Annotated in this window: 15 protein-coding genes and 6 pseudogenes; 9 read left to right on the top strand and 12 right to left on the bottom strand. The window is 67.5% G+C overall.

Annotated features, from left to right (window positions below; genetic code table 11):
* Position 1 precedes the first annotated feature (1 nt).
* A pseudogene (gene secA / locus IFJ75_RS15480) lies at positions 2 to 2,854 on the bottom strand (preprotein translocase subunit SecA).
* Positions 2,855 to 3,137: 283 nt separating this feature from the next.
* On the opposite strand from secA, the pseudogene IFJ75_RS20240 reads away from it, so the two are divergent.
* The 4 genes and pseudogenes from IFJ75_RS20240 to IFJ75_RS15460 all read left to right on the top strand — a co-directional run bounded on the left by IFJ75_RS20240 (position 3,138) and on the right by IFJ75_RS15460 (position 6,090).
* Positions 3,138 to 4,068, top strand: a pseudogene (locus IFJ75_RS20240) (peptidylprolyl isomerase).
* Positions 4,065 to 5,459, top strand: a pseudogene (argJ, locus tag IFJ75_RS15470) (bifunctional glutamate N-acetyltransferase/amino-acid acetyltransferase ArgJ). The pseudogenes IFJ75_RS20240 and argJ overlap by 4 nt, the downstream one beginning before the upstream one ends.
* Before the next feature lie 8 nt (positions 5,460 to 5,467).
* The gene (locus IFJ75_RS15465; RefSeq protein WP_207869178.1) at positions 5,468 to 5,773 is read left to right on the top strand and encodes a DUF6980 family protein; all 306 of its coding nucleotides are present in this window, start codon (positions 5,468 to 5,470) and stop codon (positions 5,771 to 5,773) included.
* Positions 5,770 to 6,090, top strand: coding sequence for a low molecular weight protein tyrosine phosphatase family protein (locus IFJ75_RS15460; protein WP_207869176.1), 321 nt, complete (start codon positions 5,770 to 5,772; stop codon positions 6,088 to 6,090). The genes IFJ75_RS15465 and IFJ75_RS15460 overlap by 4 nt, the downstream gene beginning before the upstream one ends.
* Before the next feature lie 106 nt (positions 6,091 to 6,196).
* Here IFJ75_RS15460 and rlmN read toward each other — a convergent pair whose 3' ends face one another.
* The 6 genes from rlmN to IFJ75_RS15430 form a co-directional block, all read right to left on the bottom strand.
* Positions 6,197 to 7,363: a 23S rRNA (adenine(2503)-C(2))-methyltransferase RlmN gene (gene rlmN, locus IFJ75_RS15455; RefSeq protein ID WP_207869174.1), complete on the bottom strand. Its 1,167-nt coding sequence runs from the start codon at positions 7,361 to 7,363 to the stop codon at positions 6,197 to 6,199.
* 54 nt (positions 7,364 to 7,417) lie between these two features.
* On the bottom strand, positions 7,418 to 8,620 hold the full coding sequence (locus IFJ75_RS15450) for a benzoate/H(+) symporter BenE family transporter (RefSeq protein ID WP_207869172.1): 1,203 nt from the start codon (positions 8,618 to 8,620) through the stop codon (positions 7,418 to 7,420).
* Positions 8,621 to 8,629: 9 nt separating this feature from the next.
* A complete protein-coding gene (locus IFJ75_RS15445; protein WP_404822102.1) occupies positions 8,630 to 9,424 on the bottom strand; it encodes an enoyl-ACP reductase FabI in 795 nt (264 codons plus the stop codon).
* Positions 9,425 to 9,563: 139 nt separating this feature from the next.
* Positions 9,564 to 10,793: a beta-ketoacyl-ACP synthase I gene (gene fabB / locus IFJ75_RS15440; RefSeq protein WP_207869168.1), complete on the bottom strand. Its 1,230-nt coding sequence runs from the start codon at positions 10,791 to 10,793 to the stop codon at positions 9,564 to 9,566.
* Between the two features lie 86 nt (positions 10,794 to 10,879).
* A complete protein-coding gene (gene fabA / locus IFJ75_RS15435; protein ID WP_207869166.1) occupies positions 10,880 to 11,404 on the bottom strand; it encodes a 3-hydroxyacyl-[acyl-carrier-protein] dehydratase FabA in 525 nt (174 codons plus the stop codon).
* An 87-nt stretch (positions 11,405 to 11,491) separates the two neighbouring features.
* On the bottom strand, positions 11,492 to 11,959 hold the full coding sequence (locus IFJ75_RS15430; protein WP_225896856.1) for an SH3 domain-containing protein: 468 nt from the start codon (positions 11,957 to 11,959) through the stop codon (positions 11,492 to 11,494).
* 205 nt (positions 11,960 to 12,164) lie between these two features.
* Here IFJ75_RS15430 and IFJ75_RS15425 point away from each other — a divergent pair, with 205 nt between their 5' ends.
* The 4 genes from IFJ75_RS15425 to IFJ75_RS20035 all read left to right on the top strand — a co-directional run bounded on the left by IFJ75_RS15425 (position 12,165) and on the right by IFJ75_RS20035 (position 15,777).
* Positions 12,165 to 13,151 carry a 2-hydroxyacid dehydrogenase gene (locus IFJ75_RS15425; protein WP_207869162.1) on the top strand — a complete coding sequence of 329 codons (987 nt, stop codon included), beginning with the start codon at positions 12,165 to 12,167 and terminating at the stop codon, positions 13,149 to 13,151.
* 8 nt (positions 13,152 to 13,159) lie between these two features.
* Entirely contained in the window at positions 13,160 to 13,642 is a 483-nt protein-coding gene (locus IFJ75_RS15420; protein ID WP_207869160.1) for a GNAT family N-acetyltransferase, read from the top strand.
* 97 nt (positions 13,643 to 13,739) lie between these two features.
* Positions 13,740 to 15,362, top strand: a complete 1,623-nt coding sequence (locus IFJ75_RS20040) for an alpha/beta hydrolase family protein (RefSeq protein WP_263973056.1) — start codon at positions 13,740 to 13,742, stop codon at positions 15,360 to 15,362.
* Positions 15,363 to 15,528: 166 nt separating this feature from the next.
* A complete protein-coding gene (locus tag IFJ75_RS20035) occupies positions 15,529 to 15,777 on the top strand; it encodes an alpha/beta hydrolase family protein (RefSeq protein ID WP_263972993.1) in 249 nt (82 codons plus the stop codon).
* Here IFJ75_RS20035 and IFJ75_RS15405 read toward each other — a convergent pair.
* From IFJ75_RS15405 to IFJ75_RS20235, 3 genes and pseudogenes are all read right to left on the bottom strand, one after another.
* Positions 15,774 to 16,528 (bottom strand): annotated as a pseudogene (locus IFJ75_RS15405) (HesA/MoeB/ThiF family protein). The gene IFJ75_RS20035 and the pseudogene IFJ75_RS15405 sit on opposite strands and share 4 nt — an antisense overlap.
* A 35-nt stretch (positions 16,529 to 16,563) precedes the next feature.
* The gene (locus tag IFJ75_RS20030; RefSeq protein WP_263972992.1) at positions 16,564 to 16,692 is read right to left on the bottom strand and encodes a hypothetical protein; all 129 of its coding nucleotides are present in this window, start codon (positions 16,690 to 16,692) and stop codon (positions 16,564 to 16,566) included.
* A 90-nt stretch (positions 16,693 to 16,782) separates the two neighbouring features.
* Positions 16,783 to 16,851: pseudogene (locus IFJ75_RS20235) on the bottom strand (hypothetical protein); the annotation flags it as partial.
* A 300-nt stretch (positions 16,852 to 17,151) separates the two neighbouring features.
* Between IFJ75_RS20235 and hslV the strand changes: the two are divergent.
* Positions 17,152 to 17,724, top strand: coding sequence for an ATP-dependent protease subunit HslV (gene hslV / locus IFJ75_RS15395; RefSeq protein ID WP_207869156.1), 573 nt, complete (start codon positions 17,152 to 17,154; stop codon positions 17,722 to 17,724).
* 87 nt (positions 17,725 to 17,811) lie between these two features.
* Here hslV and IFJ75_RS15390 read toward each other — a convergent pair whose 3' ends face one another.
* Both IFJ75_RS15390 and IFJ75_RS15385 read right to left on the bottom strand, forming a co-directional pair.
* On the bottom strand, positions 17,812 to 18,237 hold the full coding sequence (locus IFJ75_RS15390; protein ID WP_207869154.1) for a hypothetical protein: 426 nt from the start codon (positions 18,235 to 18,237) through the stop codon (positions 17,812 to 17,814).
* 260 nt (positions 18,238 to 18,497) lie between these two features.
* Positions 18,498 to 19,228, bottom strand: a pseudogene (locus IFJ75_RS15385) (glycosyltransferase family 2 protein).
* Between the last annotated feature and the right edge of the window lie 82 nt (positions 19,229 to 19,310).

Below are 19,310 nucleotides of genomic sequence, written 5' to 3'. Positions count from 1 at the left end.
GTCAGATCAGGCTGCCATGGCAGTGTTTGAACTTGCGGCCCGAGCCGCAGGGGCAGTCGGCGTTGCGCGAGGTGCGCTCCCAGCCGACCGGCAGGAGCTCGACCGGCAGGCGCGAACGGTCGTCGCCGGTGAACTGCTGCTCCGGGTTCTGGGCGTAGGGATTGCCCATCTCGTTCTCGCCGGTGCCGGGGTTCAGGTGGATTTCCCGGAACTCGGGCATCTCCATCTGCGGCGGGCCTCGAAGCGGAACTCCACCGTCATCAGCCAGCGGGTGACGTTGTGGCGCAGCTCGTGCAGCAGGTTCTCGAACAGGGAGAAGGCTTCGGTCTTGTACTCGTTCAGCGGATCGCGCTGGCCGTAGCCGCGCAGGCCGATGACGCCGCGCAGGTGATCCAGATGGACCAGGTGCTCGCGCCAGGACATGTCGATCTGCTGCATCAGGAACTGCTTCTCGATGCCGCGGGTCTGGCCTTCGCCGACCAGCTCCAGCCGTTCGGCGGCGCGGGCGGCGGCGGCGGCCTGCAGCCGCTCCTCGACCTCCTCGTTCGACACGCCTTCCTCTGCGGCCCAGTCGTGCAGCGGCAGTTCGAGACCCAGGGTCATGCGGACCTTCTCGTCCAGGCCGTCGATGTCCCACTGCTCGGCATAGGCCTTGGGCGGCATGTAGCGGTCGACCAGGTCGGTGACCACGTCCGAACGGAATTCGCCCACCAGTTCAGACAGATCGTCGGAGTCCATGAACTCCTGACGCTGTTCGAACACCGCCTTGCGCTGGTCGTTCACGACGTCGTCGTACTTCAGCAGATTCTTGCGGATGTCGTAGTTGCGGGTCTCGACGCGCTTCTGGGCGGTCTCGACGGCGCGGTTCAGCCAGGGGTGCGAAATCGCCTCGCCCTCGGCGACGCCGAAGGAGCGCATGATCGTGTCCAGACGGTCGCCGGCGAAGATGCGCAGCAGGTCGTCTTCGCAGCAGAGGAAGAATTTCGAGGTGCCGGGGTCGCCCTGACGGCCGGTGCGACCGCGCAGCTGGTTGTCGATCCGACGGCTTTCGTGGCGCTCGGTGCCCAGGACGAACAGGCCGCCGGCTGCCAGGGCCGCGGCCTTGTGCACGCCGATGTCGGCCTTGAGGCGGACTTCTTCAGCCTTCTCGTCCTCGGGCGTGACCATGACGCCCATGTTGCGCTGATCCAGACGCCATTTCTCGAGGCGCATCTCGAGGTTTCCGCCCAGCTGGATGTCGGTGCCGCGGCCGGCCATGTTGGTGGCGATGGTCACCGCGCCCGGCAGGCCGGCGTCGGCGACGATGAAGGCTTCCTGCTCATGCTGACGCGCGTTCAGGACCGAATGGGGGATGCCCTTGAACTCGGTCTTCCAGACGATGTCATAGGCCGCGTCGCCCAGCTTCTCGGCGTCCTTGGCCTTGCCTGCGAACTCGGGCTTCAGCGAGCGCGAGACCTCGGTCTTGTACTCATAGGTGTCGAGCATGGCCGACAGCTGTTCGGACTTCTCGATCGAGACGGTGCCGACCAGGATCGGCTGGCCGCGGACGTGGCATTCGGCGATCTGACGGGCGATGGCCTCGTTCTTCTCGCGCTCGGTGCGATAGACCTCGTCGTCATAGTCGATGCGCTGGACCGGGCGGTGGGTCGGAACTTCCAGGACGTCCATCTTGTAGATGTCGCCGAACTCCTGGGCCTCGGTGGCGGCCGTACCGGTCATGCCGGACAGTTTTTCGTAGAGGCGGAAATAGTTCTGGATCGTGACCGAGGCCAGGGTCTGGTTCTCGGGCATGATCTGCACGCCCTCCTTGGCCTCGATGGCCTGGTGAAGGCCTTCGGACAATCGGCGGCCGGTCATCATCCGACCCGTGAACTCGTCGATCAGCACGATCTCGCCGGCCTTGATGATGTAATCCTTGTCGCGCGTGTACAGGGTGTTGGCGCGCAGGGCCTGGTTGATGTGGTGCACCAGGCTGACGTTGGCGGCGTCATAGAGACCGGTCGTGTCCTCGGCGAAATGGCCGCCTTCCTCGAGGATCTGCTCGATCTTCTCGGAGCCTTCCTCGGTCAGCAGGGCCTGCTTCTGCTTCTCGTCGAGGTCGTAGGTGGTCTTGTCCTTGATCAGTTCCTTCACCACGCCGTCGAGGATCTTGTAGAGATCCGAACGGTCCTCGGTCGGGCCCGAGATGATGAGGGGCGTGCGGGCTTCGTCGATCAGGATCGAGTCGACCTCGTCGACGATCGCGAATTGTGCGGCCGCTGGACCATCTCGGCCCGGTCATAGACCAGGTTGTCGCGCAGATAGTCGAAGCCGAACTCGTTGTTCGTGCCGTAGGTGATGTCGGCCGCATAGGCCGCCTGACGCTGGCCCGAGGATAGGCCGTTGACGATCACGCCCACTTCCATGCCGAGGAAGCGATAGACCCGGCCCATCCATTCCGCGTCGCGGCGGGCCAGATAGTCGTTGACGGTGATGACGTGGACGCCCTTGCCGCTAAGGGCGTTCAGATAGGCAGGGGCGATAGCGACCAGGGTCTTGCCCTCGCCGGTGCGCATCTCGGCGATGCCGCCTTCGTTAAGGATCATGCCGCCGGCCAGCTGCACGTCGTACTGGCGCTGGCCCAGAACCCGCTTGAGGCTTCACGCGCGACGGCGAAGGCCTCATTGAGGATCTTGTCCGAGGACTCCCCGCCCGCCAGACGATCCCGGAAGGTCTGGGTCATCATGCGCAGCTCGTCGTCGCTCAGGGCGGCGAACTTGGGCTCCAGGGCGTTGATCTTCTCAACGCGGACCAGGAAGTCCTTGACCTTGCGATCATTGGAAGAGCCGAAAATTTTCTTGGCGAAGCCGAGCATAAGCGATCCGAAGGCGTCGAGCGTCTGAAGGCTCTGAACAGGGTCCGGAAAGGTTCCGGACGGGCGGCGACAACGCCGCGAGAGGGGCCAGACCCGACGGCGGCCCGGTGCGCCTGAACAAGGCGCGCGCGAGGGCCGCGCGAACGATCGAAAACCCCTCGACTTGGGCGCAGCCGGGACTTAAGCACCGGCCTTACCCCTGTCAACGCGAGGGGCATTCCAGTCCGGAACGGAGCAGCCTCCTTTGTCCGTTTTTCGTACAAGGCGTCTTTCGCGCAACCCTCTGACCTTGATCGCTTTCGCGGGGCTTTTGACGGTCGCCGCCTGCGGTGGCGGCAATGATGCGGATCGCGCGCCCGAGCCCGGTGATCAGGCCGTGGCCAAGGTGCAGGACCAGACCATCTGGGCCTCCGACGTCAAGCGTGAGGCGGTGGCGCAAGGGTTGGTCGGCGAGGGTGAACCGCTGGACGTCACCTCGGACCTGTTCCGGCGCGTGCTGGACGAGGTCATTGACCAGAAGCTGCTGGCCCGTGAGGCCGAGCGCCGCGGCCTCGACAATTCGATCCTCGCCCAGCGCCGCCTCAAGGCGACCCAGGAGCGGATCATGGGCGACATGCTGGTCGAGAACGAGGTCAACGGCCGCATCAACGACCAGGCCGTCCAGACCCTGTACCAGGAGCAGCTCAAGCTGGCGAAGAGCTCGGAAGAGATCGGGTGCGGCTGATCCTGTCGCGGACGAAGCCGGAAGCCGACGCGGTGATCGGCATCCTGAGCCAGGGCGCGGCCTTCTCGGCGGTGGCACAGGAGCGGTCGGTCGACGAGGCGACCCGGTTCTCGGGCGGCGACCTCGGCTATTCGACAGTCGATGTCATGCCCCAGGCCTATGCCAATGCTCTGCGCGACGCCCCGGCGGGTTCAACCGTCGGTCCGTTCCAGACGGACGGCGGCTGGGCCGTGCTGCGGGTCGAGGACCGGCGCAAGGAAAGTCCGCCGACCCTGGAACAGGCGCGGCCCCAGATCGTGCGCTATCTGACCTATGAAGGCGTGCGCAGGCTGCTGGAGCAGCTCCGCGGCAAGGCCAAGGTGAACATCCTGCTGGCCGACGAACCCGCGCCGAGCGGAGCGGAGGAGCCGGCATCCGCGCCCTCACCTTCCGCCAATCCTTCTCCCCGACGGCGCCGATGACGGCTCCCGCTGGAGCGTCCAGACAATGAGCAAGCCTCCCGTCACTTCCGCAGGCAAGGCCTCGACCGGCCAGAAGATCGAACACGCCATCGAAAAGGCGCTGGATCCGCTCGCCTCTGCCCTGAAGCGCGCGACGACCCCGGCCCCGACGGCCGCCCCCGCACCCGCGGCGCCCGGCAAGCCCGGCCTCAAGGTCTCGCCCTGGCCGTGCCCTTCCCGACCATTCCCCCATCGCAGGGGTCGAGATCGCCACCGCCCGGGCCGGCTTCTACAAGCATGAGCGCGAGGATCTGGTGGTGTTCCGCTTCGCGCGCGGCACGACCTGCGCCGGGGTCTTCACCAAGCACAAGGTGGGCTCGGCCCCCGTCGACTGGTGCAAGCGCCATCTGGATTCCGACGAGGGCGGCAAGGACGTGCGGGCCCTGGTGGTCAACGCCGGCTGCGCCAACGCCTTCACCGGCAAGGCCGGCGCCGACGCCGCCCGCCGCACCGCCTCCGAGGTCGCCAAACGCTTCGGCTGCCGCCAGCGCGACGTCATGCTGGCCTCGACCGGGGTCATCGGGGTGGTGCTGGACGACCACAAGATCGCGGCCCAGCTGCCGACCGTCGAAAGCCGTCTGGACCGACGCCTGGGCCCTGGCCGCGCGCGGCATCATGACCACGGACACCTTCCCCAAGGGGGCCTATGCCGAGGCCCTGATCGAGGGCGAGAAGGTCCGCATCGCCGGCATCGCCAAGGGCTCGGGCATGATCGCGCCGGACATGGCGACCATGCTGGCCTTCATCGTCACCGACGCCGACATCCATCCCAGCGTGCTGCGCGCCCTGCTCAGCCTGCACGTGCGCACCACCTTCAACTCGGTGACGGTCGACGGCGACACCTCGACCAACGACACCTGTCTGATGTTCGCCACCGGCGCCTCGACCGCGCCCCGCATCGGCCGCGTCGGCGATCGGCGTCTGAAGGAGTTCTCGGCCGCTCTGGACCGTGTCATGCTGGACCTCGCGCACCAGCTGGTCCGCGACGGCGAGGGCGCGACCAAATTCGTCAAGGTCATGGTCGACGGCGCCGCCAGCCCGGCCTCGGCCCGGAAACTGGCCAAGTCGATCGCCGACAGCCCCCTGGTCAAGACCGCCATCGCCGGTCAGGACGCCAACTGGGGCCGGGTGGTCATGGCTGTCGGCAAGACCGAGGAGCCGGTCAATCGCGACGCCCTGGCGATCAAATTCCGGACCTCATCAGGCGGCCATCGACGGCGCCCCTTCGCCCCACTACGACGAGGCCAAGATGACGGCCTATATGAAGAACCCCGAGATCGACATCACCGTCGATGTCGGCGCCGGCCGCGCCTCCGCCACCGTCTGGACCTGCGATCTGACCAAGGGCTACATCGAGATCAACGGGGATTACAGAAGCTGACGAGAGCCATGATCGAGTCCACGCTCCGGGATGACTTTCCCGACCTGTTCCGCTTCATCGACAGGGGAGAATGCGGCCTCGGCTATTCCGCCCGGTTTCGCGAATTCCATCTGGCGATCGAACCGGGATCGTCGGCCGTTCAAGGGCTGACCTTCTGCCCGTTCAGTGGGAAGCCTCTGCCATCCTCCTTGCGAAACGTCTTTTTCGACGCGTTGGAGGCCATGGGGCTCATCAACGGTCTAGCGGATGTGGACAAGGCGCCGGCGGAGTTTCAGTCCGAACTCTGGTGGCTGTCGCGCGGCTTGCCGGCGTGAAAAACGTCCTCTTCGTCTGTTCGCAGAACAAGCTGCGGTCCCCGACGGCCGAACAGGTCTTCGCCGACTGGCCGGGACTTGAGACCGCCTCGGCGGGCCTCGATCAGGACGCCGAAGAGGTGGTCACGACCGAACTGGTCGAATGGGCCGACGTCATCTTCGTCATGGAGAAGGCTCACCGCAGCAAGCTGCAAAAGCGGTTCAAGGCCAGTCTGAAGCGGGCGCGGGTTATCTGCCTCGGCATTCCCGACGACTATGAGTTCATGGACCCGAACCTCGTCCGCCTGCTCAAGGCGCGCGTGCCGCAGTTCCTGTGAAGGCCGCTCAGTCCTCGCCGGCCTTCTTCTTCGCTGCGAGCTCGCCCGCCGTCAGGCCGGCATGGGGTCGCTGGCGCGGTCGTCCACCGGATGGCGCTTTCGCAACCTAGGCCGCCTCAGCCCCAGCCTGTTCCGCCGTCCTGAGGGCGCTCGCCCGCAGCTTCTCGCTCTCGGACTTCAGCTGGCCGCAGGCGGCGAGGATGTCGCGGCCGCGCGGGGTGCGGATGGGGCTGGCGAAGCCGGCCTTGTTCAGAATGGCGGCGAAGACCTCGATGGTCTTCCAGTCCGAGCATTCGTAGTCGGTGCCGGGCCAGGGGTTGAACGGGATCAGGTTCACCTTGGCCGGGATGCCGTCGATCAGCTTGACCAGGGCGCGGGCCTCGGCCGGGCTGTCGTTGACGCCTTTCAGCATGACGTATTCGAACGTCACCCGGCGCGCATTGGACAGGCCCGGATAGGCGCGGATGCCGTCCATCAGCTGTTCGAGGTTGTACTTCTTGTTCAGCGGCACCAGCACGTTGCGCAGGTCGTCGTTGGTGGCGTGCAGGCTGATCGCCAGCATGGCCTGGGTGCGGTCGCCGAGGGCCTGCAACTGCGGCACGACGCCCGAGGTCGAGACGGTCATCCGGCGGCGCGACAGGGCGATGCCCTCATTGTCCGAGATAATGTCGATGGCGTCCGACACGGCGTCCAGATTGTACAGCGGCTCGCCCATGCCCATGAAGACGATGTTGGACAGGCGGCGGTCTTCGGAGGGCGACGGCCATTCCTCCAGATCGTCGCGGCAGACCTGGACCTGGGCCACGATCTCGGCCGCGGTCAGGTTGCGGACCAGCTTCTGGGTGCCGGTGTGGCAGAAGGTGCAGTTCAGGGTGCAGCCGACCTGCGAGGAGACGCACAGGGCGCCCGCGCGACCGACGTCGGGGATGTAGACCGCCTCGATCTCGATGCCCGGGGCGGTGCGGATCAGATATTTGCGGGTGCCGTCCTTCGACACCTGCCGCTCGACGATCTCGGGTCGGGCCAGGGTGCAGGAGGCCTCCAGCCGCGCCCGGGTCTCCTTGTCGATATTGGTCATGGCCGCGAAGTCGGTGACCCCGTGGTGATGGATCCAGCGCCAGATCTGCACGCTGCGCATCTTCGCCTTCTCGGGCGCACAGACCCCGCCCGAAATCAGGGCTTCGCGCAGGCCGTCGCGCGTCAGACCGGCGAGGTTGACGGGGGCGGCAGGCGCGGGCGTTGAAACACGCGAGAGATCGAGCGTGATGCTCAAGGGGCGGTATCCTGATCGAAGGGAGCCCGCCTTATACCACAGATCGCGCTGGATTTAAGGCGCGGGCCGCACGCGAGGTTGGGGCGGCTTCACCCAGCGTCCGACCGCCAGGGCGACGAAGCCCGTGGCCAGCCCCCAGAAGGCCGAGCCGATACCGAACAGGGCCAGGCCCGAGGCGGTGGCGGCGAAGGTCAGGACGGCCGCTTCCCGGTCCTTCGGCTCCGCCAGCATCCCGCCCAGCGCGCCCAGCAGTGGGCCGACCAGCGCCAGTCCGGTGATCAGGGCCAGGGTCCCGTGCGGCATGGCGATGAACAGCCCGGCCAGAGGCGCGGCCAACAGGGCGACGACCAGATAGAGGCCGCCGTAGATCACGCCGACGATCCAGCGGCGCTGCGGGTCCGGATGGGCCTCCGGGCCGGTGCAGATGGCCGCGACGATGGCCGCCAGATTGATTCCATAGGCTCCGAATGGCGCCAGAAGCACCGTTGCGGCCCCGGTGGAGAGCAGCAGCGGCCCGGCGGGCGGGGCGTATCCGGCGGTCCTCAGCACCACCAGACCCGGCAGGTTCTGGGACACCAGGGTCACCATGAACAGGGGCAGGGCCAGGCTGACCGCCGCCTTGAGCTCGAAGTGGGGAGCGACCGGCGACAGGGTCCCGAACACGCCTGTGCCCGGCGGCAGGGCGATCTGTCCGCGGACGGCCAGGGCCGCGAAGGCGCCGACCAGCACCAGAGGCAGCGCCCAGGTCGGGGCCAGTCGTCGCGCGATCAGGAAGACCGCGACCAGACCCGCAGCCAGCGCCAGATCGGTCGGGAAGACGAGGAACAGCTTGATCACGAAGGGCAGCAGCACCCCCGCCAGCATGGCCGAGGCCACCGCCGCCGGGATTCGCGCCGCCAGACGGCCCAGCACCGGGATCAGGCCGACGACCATCATCATGGCGCCCGCGATGACGAAGGCGCCCACCGCCGTCGACCAGCTGTGATTCAGCGTTGAGGCCGCCAGCAGGGCCGCGCCCGGCGTCGACCAGGCGAGTATGACTGGAATCTTCAGCCGCCAGCTCAGCACCAGTCCCGGCAGGCCGATGCCGAGGCACAGGGCCGTGACCATCGACACGATCTGGACCGGCGAGGCCCCCATCGTCTGCCCGGCCTGAACGACAAGGGCCACGGTGCCGCCGAAACCGATGATGGTCCCGACGGCGGCGGCCGTGAAGGCGGAGACGGGCGGGGCTGGAGGTTCAGCGGACTCCGTCATCGACGGCGACTACTCCTCGTCGCCCGCGAGGCCCATCATGTGGAAGCCGGCGTCGACGTGGATGACTTCGCCGGTGGTCGAGAAGCCGAGGTCCGAGCACAGCCACAGGGCGGCGCCGGCGACGCCTTCCATGGAGGTGTCCTCCTTCATCGCCGACATGGCCCGGCCCTGGGCGATCATGCCGCGGCCGCCCGAGATGCCGGCGAGCGACAGGGTGCGCATGGCGCCGGCCGAGATGGCGTTGACGCGGATGCCCTTGGGACCCAGGTCGCGGGCGATGTAGCGGGTCGCCGCTTCCAGCGCGGCCTTGGCCACGCCCATGGTGTTGTAGTTGGGGATGGCCCGTTCCGAGCCGAGGTAGGTCATGGTGATCATGGCCCCGCCGTTCGGCATCAGCTTCGCCGCCCGCTTGGCCACGTCCACGAAGCTGAAGCAGGAGATGTTCATCGCCAGCAGGAAGCTGTCGCGCGAGGTGTTCTCGATGAAGGAGCCCTTGAGCTCATCCTTGTTGGCGAAGGCGACGGAGTGGACAACGAAGTCGATCGTGCCGAACTCCTTCTCCAGCTCGACGAAGGCGGCGTCCATGGAGGCGTCGTCAGTGACGTCGGCCTGGATCAGCAGCTTGGCGCCGACGCTTTCGGCCAGCGGACGCACGCGGCGCTCCAGACCCTCGCCGAGATAGGTGAAGGCCAGTTCGGCGCCCTGGGCGGCCAGCTGGGAGGCGATGCCCCAGGCGATGGAGTTGGCGTTCGCCACCCCCATGATCAGGCCCTTCTTGCCCTTCATCAGTTCGCCGGTCGGCATGTTCCAGGCGGATTCAGCGGCCATGGATCGATCTCCTCTGTGCGGCCTACCGCGCGCAGCGCTGCTTGAGGCCTGATTTCCGCGAGGGTTAGCAGGCGAGGCGCCGTGACGGAACCCTCTCGCGAGAGAGGGTAACGTCTCAGACCTTCGAGAAGATCAGCGTACCGTTGGTGCCGCCGAAGCCGAAGCTGTTTGACATGACGTGGGTCAGCGGGCCGTCGTGGCGCTGGCGCAGGATCGGCATGCCCTCGAACTCGGGGTCGAGGGTCTCGATGTGGGCGCTCTCGGCGGCGAAGTCGTTGGCCATCATCAGCAGGCAGTAGATCGCCTCCTGGGCCCCGGCGGCGCCGAGCGAGTGGCCCGTCAGCGACTTGGTCGAGGAGATCATCGGCAGATCGTCGCCGAAGACGTTGCGGACCGCCGCCATCTCCTTGGCGTCGCCGACCGGGGTCGAGGTGCCGTGCGGGTTCAGGTAGTCGATCTTCGGATTGCCGGCCTGGGCCAGGGCGATCTTCATGCAGCGCTCGGCGCCCTCGCCCGACGGGGCAACCATGTCATAGCCATCGGAGTTGGCGCCGTAGCCAACGATCTCCGCGTAGATTTTCGCGCCGCGCGCCAAAGCGCGCTCGTATTCCTCGACCACCACGATGCCGGCGCCGCCGGCGATGACGAAGCCATCACGGGAAGCATCGTAGGCGCGCGAGGCGACTGACGGGGTCCCGTTGTAGTCGGAGGACATGGCGCCCATAGCGTCGAACATGTTGGACATCGACCAGTCGATGTCCTCGCAGCCGCCGGCGAAGACCACGTCCTGCTTGCCCAGCTGGATCTGCTCCATGGCCGCGCCGATGCAGTGGGCCGAGGTCGCGCAGGCCGAGGAGATCGAATAGTTGATCCCGCGCATCTGGAACCAGGTCGAGAGCACGGCCGAGGGGCCGGACGCCATGGCCTTGGGCACGGCGAAGGGGCCGACGCGCTTGGGCGACATCTTCTCGATGGTGGTCTGGGCCGCCTGCAGGATGACCTGGGTCGAGGGGCCGCCCTCGCCGACGATGACGCCGATGCGGTCGTCGCGGATCTCCTCGGCAGTCATGCCGGAATCGGCCAGGGCCTCTTCGAAGGCGATCTGGGCCCAGGCGGTGCCGTTGGCGAGGAAGCGGGCGGCGCGACGATCCACGCGCGGGGCCCAGTCCTCGGCCGTGACGCCCAGCGACGGCGGCGCCCAGACCTGGGACCGGAAGCCGTATTTGATGTGATCAGGGGCCGCCACGACGCCGGATTTGGCGTTGCGCAGCGATTCGGTGACCTCCGCGGCGCCGTCGCCGATGGAGGAGACGATGCCCAGCCCTGTAACGACGACACGCCGCATGCTGTATTTCCTCTTACTCTGATCCCCGCGCCGGTCCGGAGCGGGTTCCGCGTTTGTCGCGGTTATGTCCGTCAGACGACCCTAGCTCAGCCCTTGGCGGCTTCGTTAGCGCCGAACAGGCCGACCCGCATGTCCGTGGCCGTATAGATGGGGACGCCGTCGGCTTCGAGAACCCCGTCGGCGATGCCCATGACCAGTTTGCGGTTGATGACCCGCTTCAGATTGATCTTGTAGACGACGCGTTTGACGTCCGGCGTCACCTGACCCGTGAACTTGACCTCGCCGACGCCGAGCGCGCGGCCGCGGCCCGGGCCGCCGATCCAGCCCAGATAGAAGCCGACCAGCTGCCACATGGCGTCCAGGCCCAGGCAGCCGGGCATGACGGGGTCGCCGATGAAGTGGCACTGGAAGAACCAGAGGTCGGGATGGATGTCGAGTTCGGCCTCGACATAGCCCTTGCCGTGTTCGCCGCCGTTATCGTTGATCGTGGTGATCCGGTCGAACATCAGCATCGGCGGGGCCGGCAGCTGGGCGTTGCCGGGTCCGAACAGCTCGCCGCGGCCCGAGGCCAGCAGGGCGGCATGATCGAAAGACGACGGATATTGGCTCAAGGTGGAACTCCGAATATGTGGCGCCGGGGTTACACGAGCCGGGGGGCGGGCTCAACCGTCCAGTTTTGACGGTCGCTCAGGGGGCGCTCAGGGGCGAGGGCCCGCCGGGCGGCGTGCATCGCACAGGGGTTGTGTCGCCCCGCCGAAGACGGCGGCCTGGGGCACCCAGCCGTGGACCTTGCGGCCGCCGACATGGCACCAGCCGTCCTCGCAGTCGTCCAGCGACACGATGGAGCGGGGTGACAGCCGGGCGCGGACCGAGGCCGTGTCGGACCGGCTTGAACGGATCGGGATTTCCTGGCCGCCGGCGTTGAAGGCGCTGCGGCGCGAGCGGACCACGCTGCGGTGAACCCAGACGACCGCGCCGTCGGGATCACAGATCTTGCGCCATTCCAGGGTCTCGGCGATCACCTGAACCGGCAGTCCGGCGGCGTGGTATTCCCACAGGATATGGTAGTCGAGGCCGGGGCCGGAGCGGGCGCGGACCTCGGACGCCTTCAGCGTCAGCCAGCGCGGCACGGGCTGGCGCGTCGGGGTCGGACGGCCGTCGGGCATGGTCGCGGTCGGCTCGGACGCCGCGCCTAGCGACCCGCCCAGACCCAGCGACAGGGCGATCGCGCCCGCTACGGGAACGGCCCGACGGAGGAAACCGGCTGTTGGGCTTTGGAACCCGGACTGAGCTTTGCTAGACACCCTTGTCGACCCGTCGCGTCCGGCGCCGTCCTTCGGGATCGGCGCATGGTGAAACCTCAAGGCTCCCATGTCCTCCCCCAAGCTTAAGGTCGTATTAACCAGACGCCTGCCGGACGCGGTCGAGACGCGGATGCGCGAGCTTTTCGACGCCGAACTGAACCTGAAGGACCGTCCGATGGACCGGGCAGCGCTGGAGGCGGCCATGCAGCGCGCCGACGTTCTGGTTCCCACCATCACCGACGAGATCGACGCGGCTCTGATCAACGGGGCCGGCGACCAGCTGAAGATGATCGCCAATTTCGGCGCCGGGGTGGATCACATCGACGTCGACGCGGCCGTGGCGCGCGGAATCATCGTCACCAATACACCGGGCGTCCTCACCGAGGACACTGCCGACCTGGCCATGAGCCTGATCCTGGCCGTCAGCCGCCGCATCGTCGAGGGGGCGCAGGTGGTGGCGGAAGGCAGGTTCGAGGGCTGGACCCCGACCTGGATGTGCGGCCGCAAACTCTGGGGCAAGCGCCTCGGCATCGTCGGCATGGGCCGCATCGGCCAGGCCCTCGCCCGCCGCGCCAGGGCCTTCGGCATGCAGGTCCACTATCATAACCGCAAGGCCGTCAGCCCGAGGATCGAGGAAGAGCTGGGCGCGACCTGGTGGGACGATCTGGACGAGATGCTCGCGCGGATGGACGTCATCTCCCTGAACTGCCCGGCGACGAAGGACACTCACCATCTGCTCTCGGCCGAGCGTCTGGCGCGGCTGCAACCGCACGCCATCCTGATCAACACCGCCCGCGGCGAGCTGATCGACGAGGCGGCCCTCGCGGATGCGGTGGCGCGCCGCAGCCTCTACGGCGTCGGTCTGGACGTGTTCGAGAACGAGCCTGCGATTCACCCGGGCCTGATCGGCAATCCCCATGTCGTGCTGCTGCCCCACCTTGGCTCGGCGACGCTGGAAGCGCGTCAGGACATGGGCGACCGGGTGATCCTGAACGTCATGACCTACCAGAACGGCCACCGTCCGCCAGACCGCGTCATCCCGGCCATGCTCTGAGGATGGCCATGGAGGTCGTCCGCGCCGACTATGGCGATCCGATCCATGCGGCGGCGGTTGTCGAACTGCTCGACGCCTACGCCCGCGATCCGATGGGCGGGAAGCACCCATTGAGCCTGGCCGTGCGCGAGGGGCTGATTCCTGCGCTCGCCGCCCGCCCGGACGCCCTTTCCGTCCTCGCCTTCGTCGACGGGGCTCCGGCCGGTCTGGTCAATGTGTTCGAGGGCTTTTCGACCTTCAGATGCGCGCCCCTGCTCAACGTCCATGACGTCGCCGTCCTTGCCGAATACCGGGGACTGGGCCTCGCCCGGCGGATGCTGGCCCTCGTCGAGGCGATCGCCCTAGAGCGCGGCTGCTGCAAGCTGACGCTGGAGGTGCTGGAGGGCAACCATCCGGCCAAAGCCCTGTACCGCTCGCTTGGCTTCGCCGGCTATGCGCTCGACCCCGAGCTGGGTCAGGCTCAGTTCTGGGAAAAGCCGCTCCAGCCCTGATCGTCGCACAGGAAGCTTGACGTTGGCGTCTTGACGGCGGGCCCGGCCTGGGGCTGGTTGCATCCGTGAGTTGAGTTGGGGGACGTGCGTGGCGGGTATGACCAAGGCGGCGCGGCAGAGGTTGTCGCGACGTGATTTTCTGGCGAGCGCAGGGGCGCTTGCAGCGGCGGGTGCAGGCGCAGGGACTCTGGCTGCCGATCCGGCCGAGGCGGCGGCCCAGGCGGGGCGGCCCTATCCGGTCGGCGATTTCTTCACCCACGCCGGGACCCGGTCGGTCAAGCTGTCGCCCGATGGACGGCGGATCGCCTCGCTGGAGCAGATCGGCGCCTTGAAGGAGCCGCATGGCGTCGTGGACATCCTCGACGCCGGTGATCCGGAGGGGCGGCCCGTCCGGGTGGATCTGGGGCCCATCGAGGTGGACGGGCTGTACTGGGGCAACGACCACCGCCTGCTGGTGCGGCTGATCATCACCCAGACCATCGGGCGACGGACCTCGGCGGGCAGCAATATCCGCACCGGCGGCGGTGAGCTGAAGTCGCGTCGGATCGTCTCCATCGACGTCGACAGCGGCGCCCGGGTCACCCTGTTCGAGGCCGAACGCAGCCGGGCGCGGGGCAATCTCGACCTCGGCCGGATCGTCGATCTCCTGCCAAAGGACGCGGACCACATCCTGATGACGGCTCTGGAGCCGGGCGGCTTTCTGGCCCTGTATCGCGCCAGTCTGGTCGACGGCTCGGCCGAACGGCTGGAGCGCGGCAATTCCGGCACCTTCGGCTGGGACACCAAGGACGGGGTCGCGGTCCTGCGCCACGACATCAATCCGCGCGGCACGCTCGAGAGCGTCTATGCCCGCGCGCCCGGCGAGACCGAATGGCGGTTCGTGCGTCGCAGCCGCGTCCAGGACGCGCCCGAGTTCTCGTGGATCGGCGGCACGGACAAGCCCGGGGTGGTGCTGGTCAACGCCCGCGCCGGCGAGGAAGACGTCAAATCGGTGCGTGAGCTGGACCTCAACACACTCGGCTTCGGCGCCCCGATGCAGTCCCGCGCCGGACGCGACGTCCTGTACGGCCTCAAGGATTCCGCCGGCCGCTATCTGGGCGCCGCCTACTATGGCGACCGGCTGGAGTACGACTTCGTCGAACCGGCCCTGGCCCCGCACCACCGGGCGCTCAACCGCTTCTTCGACAATGACTGCGACGTCCATCTGACCGATGTGGACCAGAGCCGGAACCGATTCATCGCCCGCGTCGACGGACCGCGCGAGCCGGGCGGCTGGTATTTCTACGACCGGACGGCCCAGAATATCGTCAACATCGGCTCGCGGCTGAAGCTGGATCCCGAGCGGCTCGGCCCGGCGGAGCTGCTCAAGGTCCAGACGCGCGACGGGGCGACGGTCGAGGCCTATCTGACGGCGCCGCCCGGCGGCCGGTCGGGGCCGCTGGTGGTCCTCGTCCATGGCGGTCCGGAGATGCGCGACAACCGCGGCTATGACCGGCAGGTCCAGGTTCTGGCCGCTCAGGGCTGGTGGGTGATCCAGCCCAATTTCCGGGGCTCGGGCGGCTATGGTCTCGGCTTCGCGAGCCAGGGCTGGCATCGCTGGGGCACGCGGATGCAGGAGGACGTCGAGGACGCCGTCGCCCACGCCGTCTCCGCCAAGGGTCTGGACGCCGGCCGGGTGGCCCTCATGGGTTCCAGCTACGGCGGCTATATGCGGCCATGATGGGGGCGGTGAAGACGCCCGGCGCCTACAAGGCCGCCATCTCCATCGCCGGCGTCTCGGACCTGCCCGACATGCTGGCCTGGGAGAAGCGCGAGGATGAGACCCCGGGCAGGAGATCTATGACTTCTGGACCAAGCGAATCGGCGTCCCCGGCGTCGACGACGCCATGCTGGAGGCCGCCTCGCCGCGCCGCCGCGTGTCGGAGATCCAGTGCCCGGTCTTCCTCGTCCACGGCACCGACGACTGGATTGTGCCGGTCGAGCAGACGCGTCGCCTGAACGCCGCCCTGCGCGGGGCCGGCAAGCGGGTCGAGTTCGTCGAGGTGAATGACGCCGGCCACGGCGACTGGGAGGACGACAAGGAGCAGGAACTGCTGGAGCGCTACATCCGCCTGCTCAAGACCGCCTTCGCCTAGGGGCGGCCGGAACAGACCGGGCAGTGGGGATCGGCGGCGATCCTCACTGTCCGGGCCGTGGCATTCAACCCGTCATAGAGCATCAGCCGGCCTGTCAGGGGCTCGCCCGCCCCGGTGATCCGCTTGATCGCCTCCAGGGCCGCCATGGCCCCGATCACCCCGGCCAGGGCGCCGACGACGCCGACGCGGGCGCAGGTCTCGGCGTCGGGCGGCGTTTCCGGGATCAGGCATTGGTAACAGGGGCGGCCCTCGAACACCGCGACCTGGCCGTCCCAGCGGCCCAGAGCGCCCGAAACCAGCGGAACTCCCGCCGCGACACAGGCCGCATTGACCGCGAACCGCGCCGGGAAGTCGTCGGTGCCGTCCAGAACCAGGTCATAGTCGGAGATCAGGCGCGCCGCCGTCTCGGCGGTCAGCATTTCGGCATGGGTCCGCACCGCGATGTGCGGATTGATTCCGGTCAGCCGTTCTGCGGCGGCCTCAGTCTTCGGGCGACCAATGTCGTCGGTGGCGAACTGGATCTGGCGCTGCAGGTTGGACAGGGAGACGGTGTCGGCGTCGACCAGGCCGATCGTCCCGACGCCCGCCGCGGCCAGATAGAGGGCCGCCGGGCCCCCGACGCCCCCGGCGCCGACGATCAGCACCCGGGCGCGGGCGAGTTTCTGCTGCCCCGGCCCCCGACCTCGGAGAGGATCAGGTGGCGGGCGTACCGCTCGACTTCATCTTCGGAAAACTGGGCCACGGCCGACATCTAGGCGTCGCCCGGCCCGTTGTCAGGCCGGATTGTCAGGCCGCGAGATCGAGGGTTTCGGCGGCCGTGGTGAACAGGGCCTCGACCTGGGGCAGGGACAGACAGTCCAGCGGACGATCGCCGATCATCGCCGCGACCTTGCCGTCGACCGCGATGCGGGCCATCGGATGAACGCCGAGAGGCTCCCCGATAACGTTCTCATCGACCAGCATGCGAATATTTTCGTGGCGCGGATCGAATCGCAGCCGCGTCAGCAGCCGGTCCAGATCGATGCGTTGGCCCTCGATCAACTGCATGAACTGGCCGCGATGGAAGATCAGCAGGCCGCGCAGTTCGTCGCGGCGGTTGTTGATGTCCGAGGCTCCCAGAATCTGGGCGATCGACAGGATCGAACTGCCGGCGGTGCCGACGCGTCACTGACGTAGATCGCGCGCTGCAACACGGCGGAGCCTTTCGCTGGGGAGATCGGGGGAGCCGCGCGGGGGAACGCGGAAAGGGACGCGACAGCACTGTAAGCTTGACTGATACCGGTGACATTGGTCGAAAATGTGACTGAACGGCGTTCAGGTTGGAATCTTATTCCCAAGCTTGATGGAGCGGCTTGGCGACGCCATCTGGAGGGCATGAAAGACTTCAACGCCTCCCCGTCCGAAAACGCCGGCCCCGGCTGGCACGGCACCACCATTCTCGCGGTCCGAAAGGACGGCAAAACCGTCATCGCGGGCGACGGTCAGGTCTCGATGGGGCCGACCATCGTCAAGGGCGCGGCGAGGAAGGTCCGGGTCCTGGCGGGCGGCAAGGTGCTGGCGGGCTTCGCCGGCGCGACCGCCGACGCCTTCACCCTGATCGAGCGGCTTGAGGCCAAGCTGGAGCAGTATCCGGACCAACTGGCCCGGGCCTGTGTCGATCTCGCCAAGGACTGGCGCACCGATCGCTATCTGCGTCGTCTGGAGGCCATGCTGCTGGTCGCCGACGCGACCTCGATCTTCACCGTCACCGGCGTCGGCGACGTGCTGGAGCCGGAGCACGGCGTGGCGGCGGTCGGCTCGGGCGGCAACTACGCCCTTTCGGCGGCCTTGGCCCTGCTGGAGAATTCCGACCTCGACGCCGAGGCCATCGCGCGCAAATCCATGGCTATCGCGGCCAGCATCTGCGTCTACACCAACGGCAATCTGACGGTGGAGACGCTGGGGTGAGCGAGAGGTGTTAGTGAGCGAGACGTGAGCTTGCCTGCTCACGACTCACCGTTTGCTCACTATTCACCTTGATGTTGCGCTCGGCCGTCAGGCTCCGCCGAAATCCAGATCCTTGCGGGCCGCGATGATGGTCACGATGAACCCGGCCAGGACGTCCAGCATGACCATGGCCAGGATCAGGAAGAAGGTCGAGGTCGCGAAGCCGCGGATCAGCAGGAACTCGACCAGACAGACCACGAAGACGATCAGCGACAGGGCGTGATTGACGATGGCGACCTTCTGGCTGGAGGTCGACTTGAGCAGTTCGAAGAACAGCAGGATCAGCGACAGGAACAGGATCAGGTCGCCGACGCCGACGTTCCAGTTGGCGCCCGAGGTCATGGGCACCGAGAACAGCGGATCGCGCAGGATGGCGTCGGCCTCGGCCATGCCGCCGCCGCCCGTGGCCCCGAACAGAATGACGATGTTGTAGAGCACCACCGGGATCAGCAGCAGGGGCAGGGCGATCAGCATGACAGCGGTCCTCGCGAGCGAAGGCCGCTCTAACGGCCGCGCTTCTTAACGATACATATCCCGGAACGCTCCATACCGCCACGCCTGCTCGCCCGAGGGGCGAGCAGGGGGAAATCCCATCATCACCACTCATCCCGGCGAAAGCCGGGATCCAGAAGCGAATGCGGCGTTTGAGATCGGGAGCCAATCGTATTCCCGCGGCGAACACCCGGCGTGATTCTGGATCCAGACTTTCGTCCGGATGAGCGGTGTGTGTGGGTTCAGAATTCACTCACCGGTCCCGGCTGCCTCGAGCGGGTCTTCAGCCACATCACACCCAGCAGGTCGGAGAAGGAGGCCACCAGCCGGCCCCAGTTGGTGTATTTCGACCGGCCCGTCTCGCGGTGGCGGTGGTCGACGTCGAGATAGCGGTTCTCGAACCCCTCGCGGATCATCAGGGCCGGCAGATAGCGGTGGATGTGATCGAAGTAGGGCAGGCGCAGGAACAGGTCGCGGCGGAAGGCCTTGAGGCCGCAACCCGTGTCGTCGGCGTCGTCGCTGAGCAGCTTCTTGCGGATGCGGTTGGCCCAGAGCGAGGCCTGACGCTTGGCGCCCGAATCCTGACGTTTGGCCCTTACGCCGCCGACCAGTCCGACATTGGCGGGCGCCGCCATCAGGGCGTCGGCCAGCCGCGGGGCGTCGTGCGGGGGTTCTGGCCGTCGCCGTCCAGTGTGACCACGATCGGCGCCCGGGCCGCCATCACCCCGGTGCGCACCGCCCGGCTCTGTCCGGCATTGGTCGCATGGGCCAGCACCCGCAAGGTCGGCATCTCGGGCATCAGGGCGCGCAGCTCGGCCAGGGTCGTGTCACGGCTGGCGTCATCGACGAAGATCATCTCGTACGACCGGCCCTGAAAGGCGGCGGCGATGTCCTTGGCCAGCTGTCCGGCGGCCCCGGCCTCATCATGCACGGGAACGACGACGGAAACGTCGGGGGTCTGGGTAGCGCTCATCGCCGCTGTTTAGCCGAGCCTGAGCCCGCGCGCGAGAGCAGCGGCATTCTGGTGGTTTTGGTCGGCGCGGCCCTGTGCCATG

Origin of the sequence: Brevundimonas goettingensis (assembly GCF_017487405.1) — a bacterium.
In the GTDB taxonomy this organism is placed as follows: Bacteria; Pseudomonadota; Alphaproteobacteria; order Caulobacterales; family Caulobacteraceae; genus Brevundimonas; species Brevundimonas goettingensis.
Note: the sequence above shows the minus strand (reverse complement) of the source record. Positions and strands in the feature narration are given on the sequence as shown.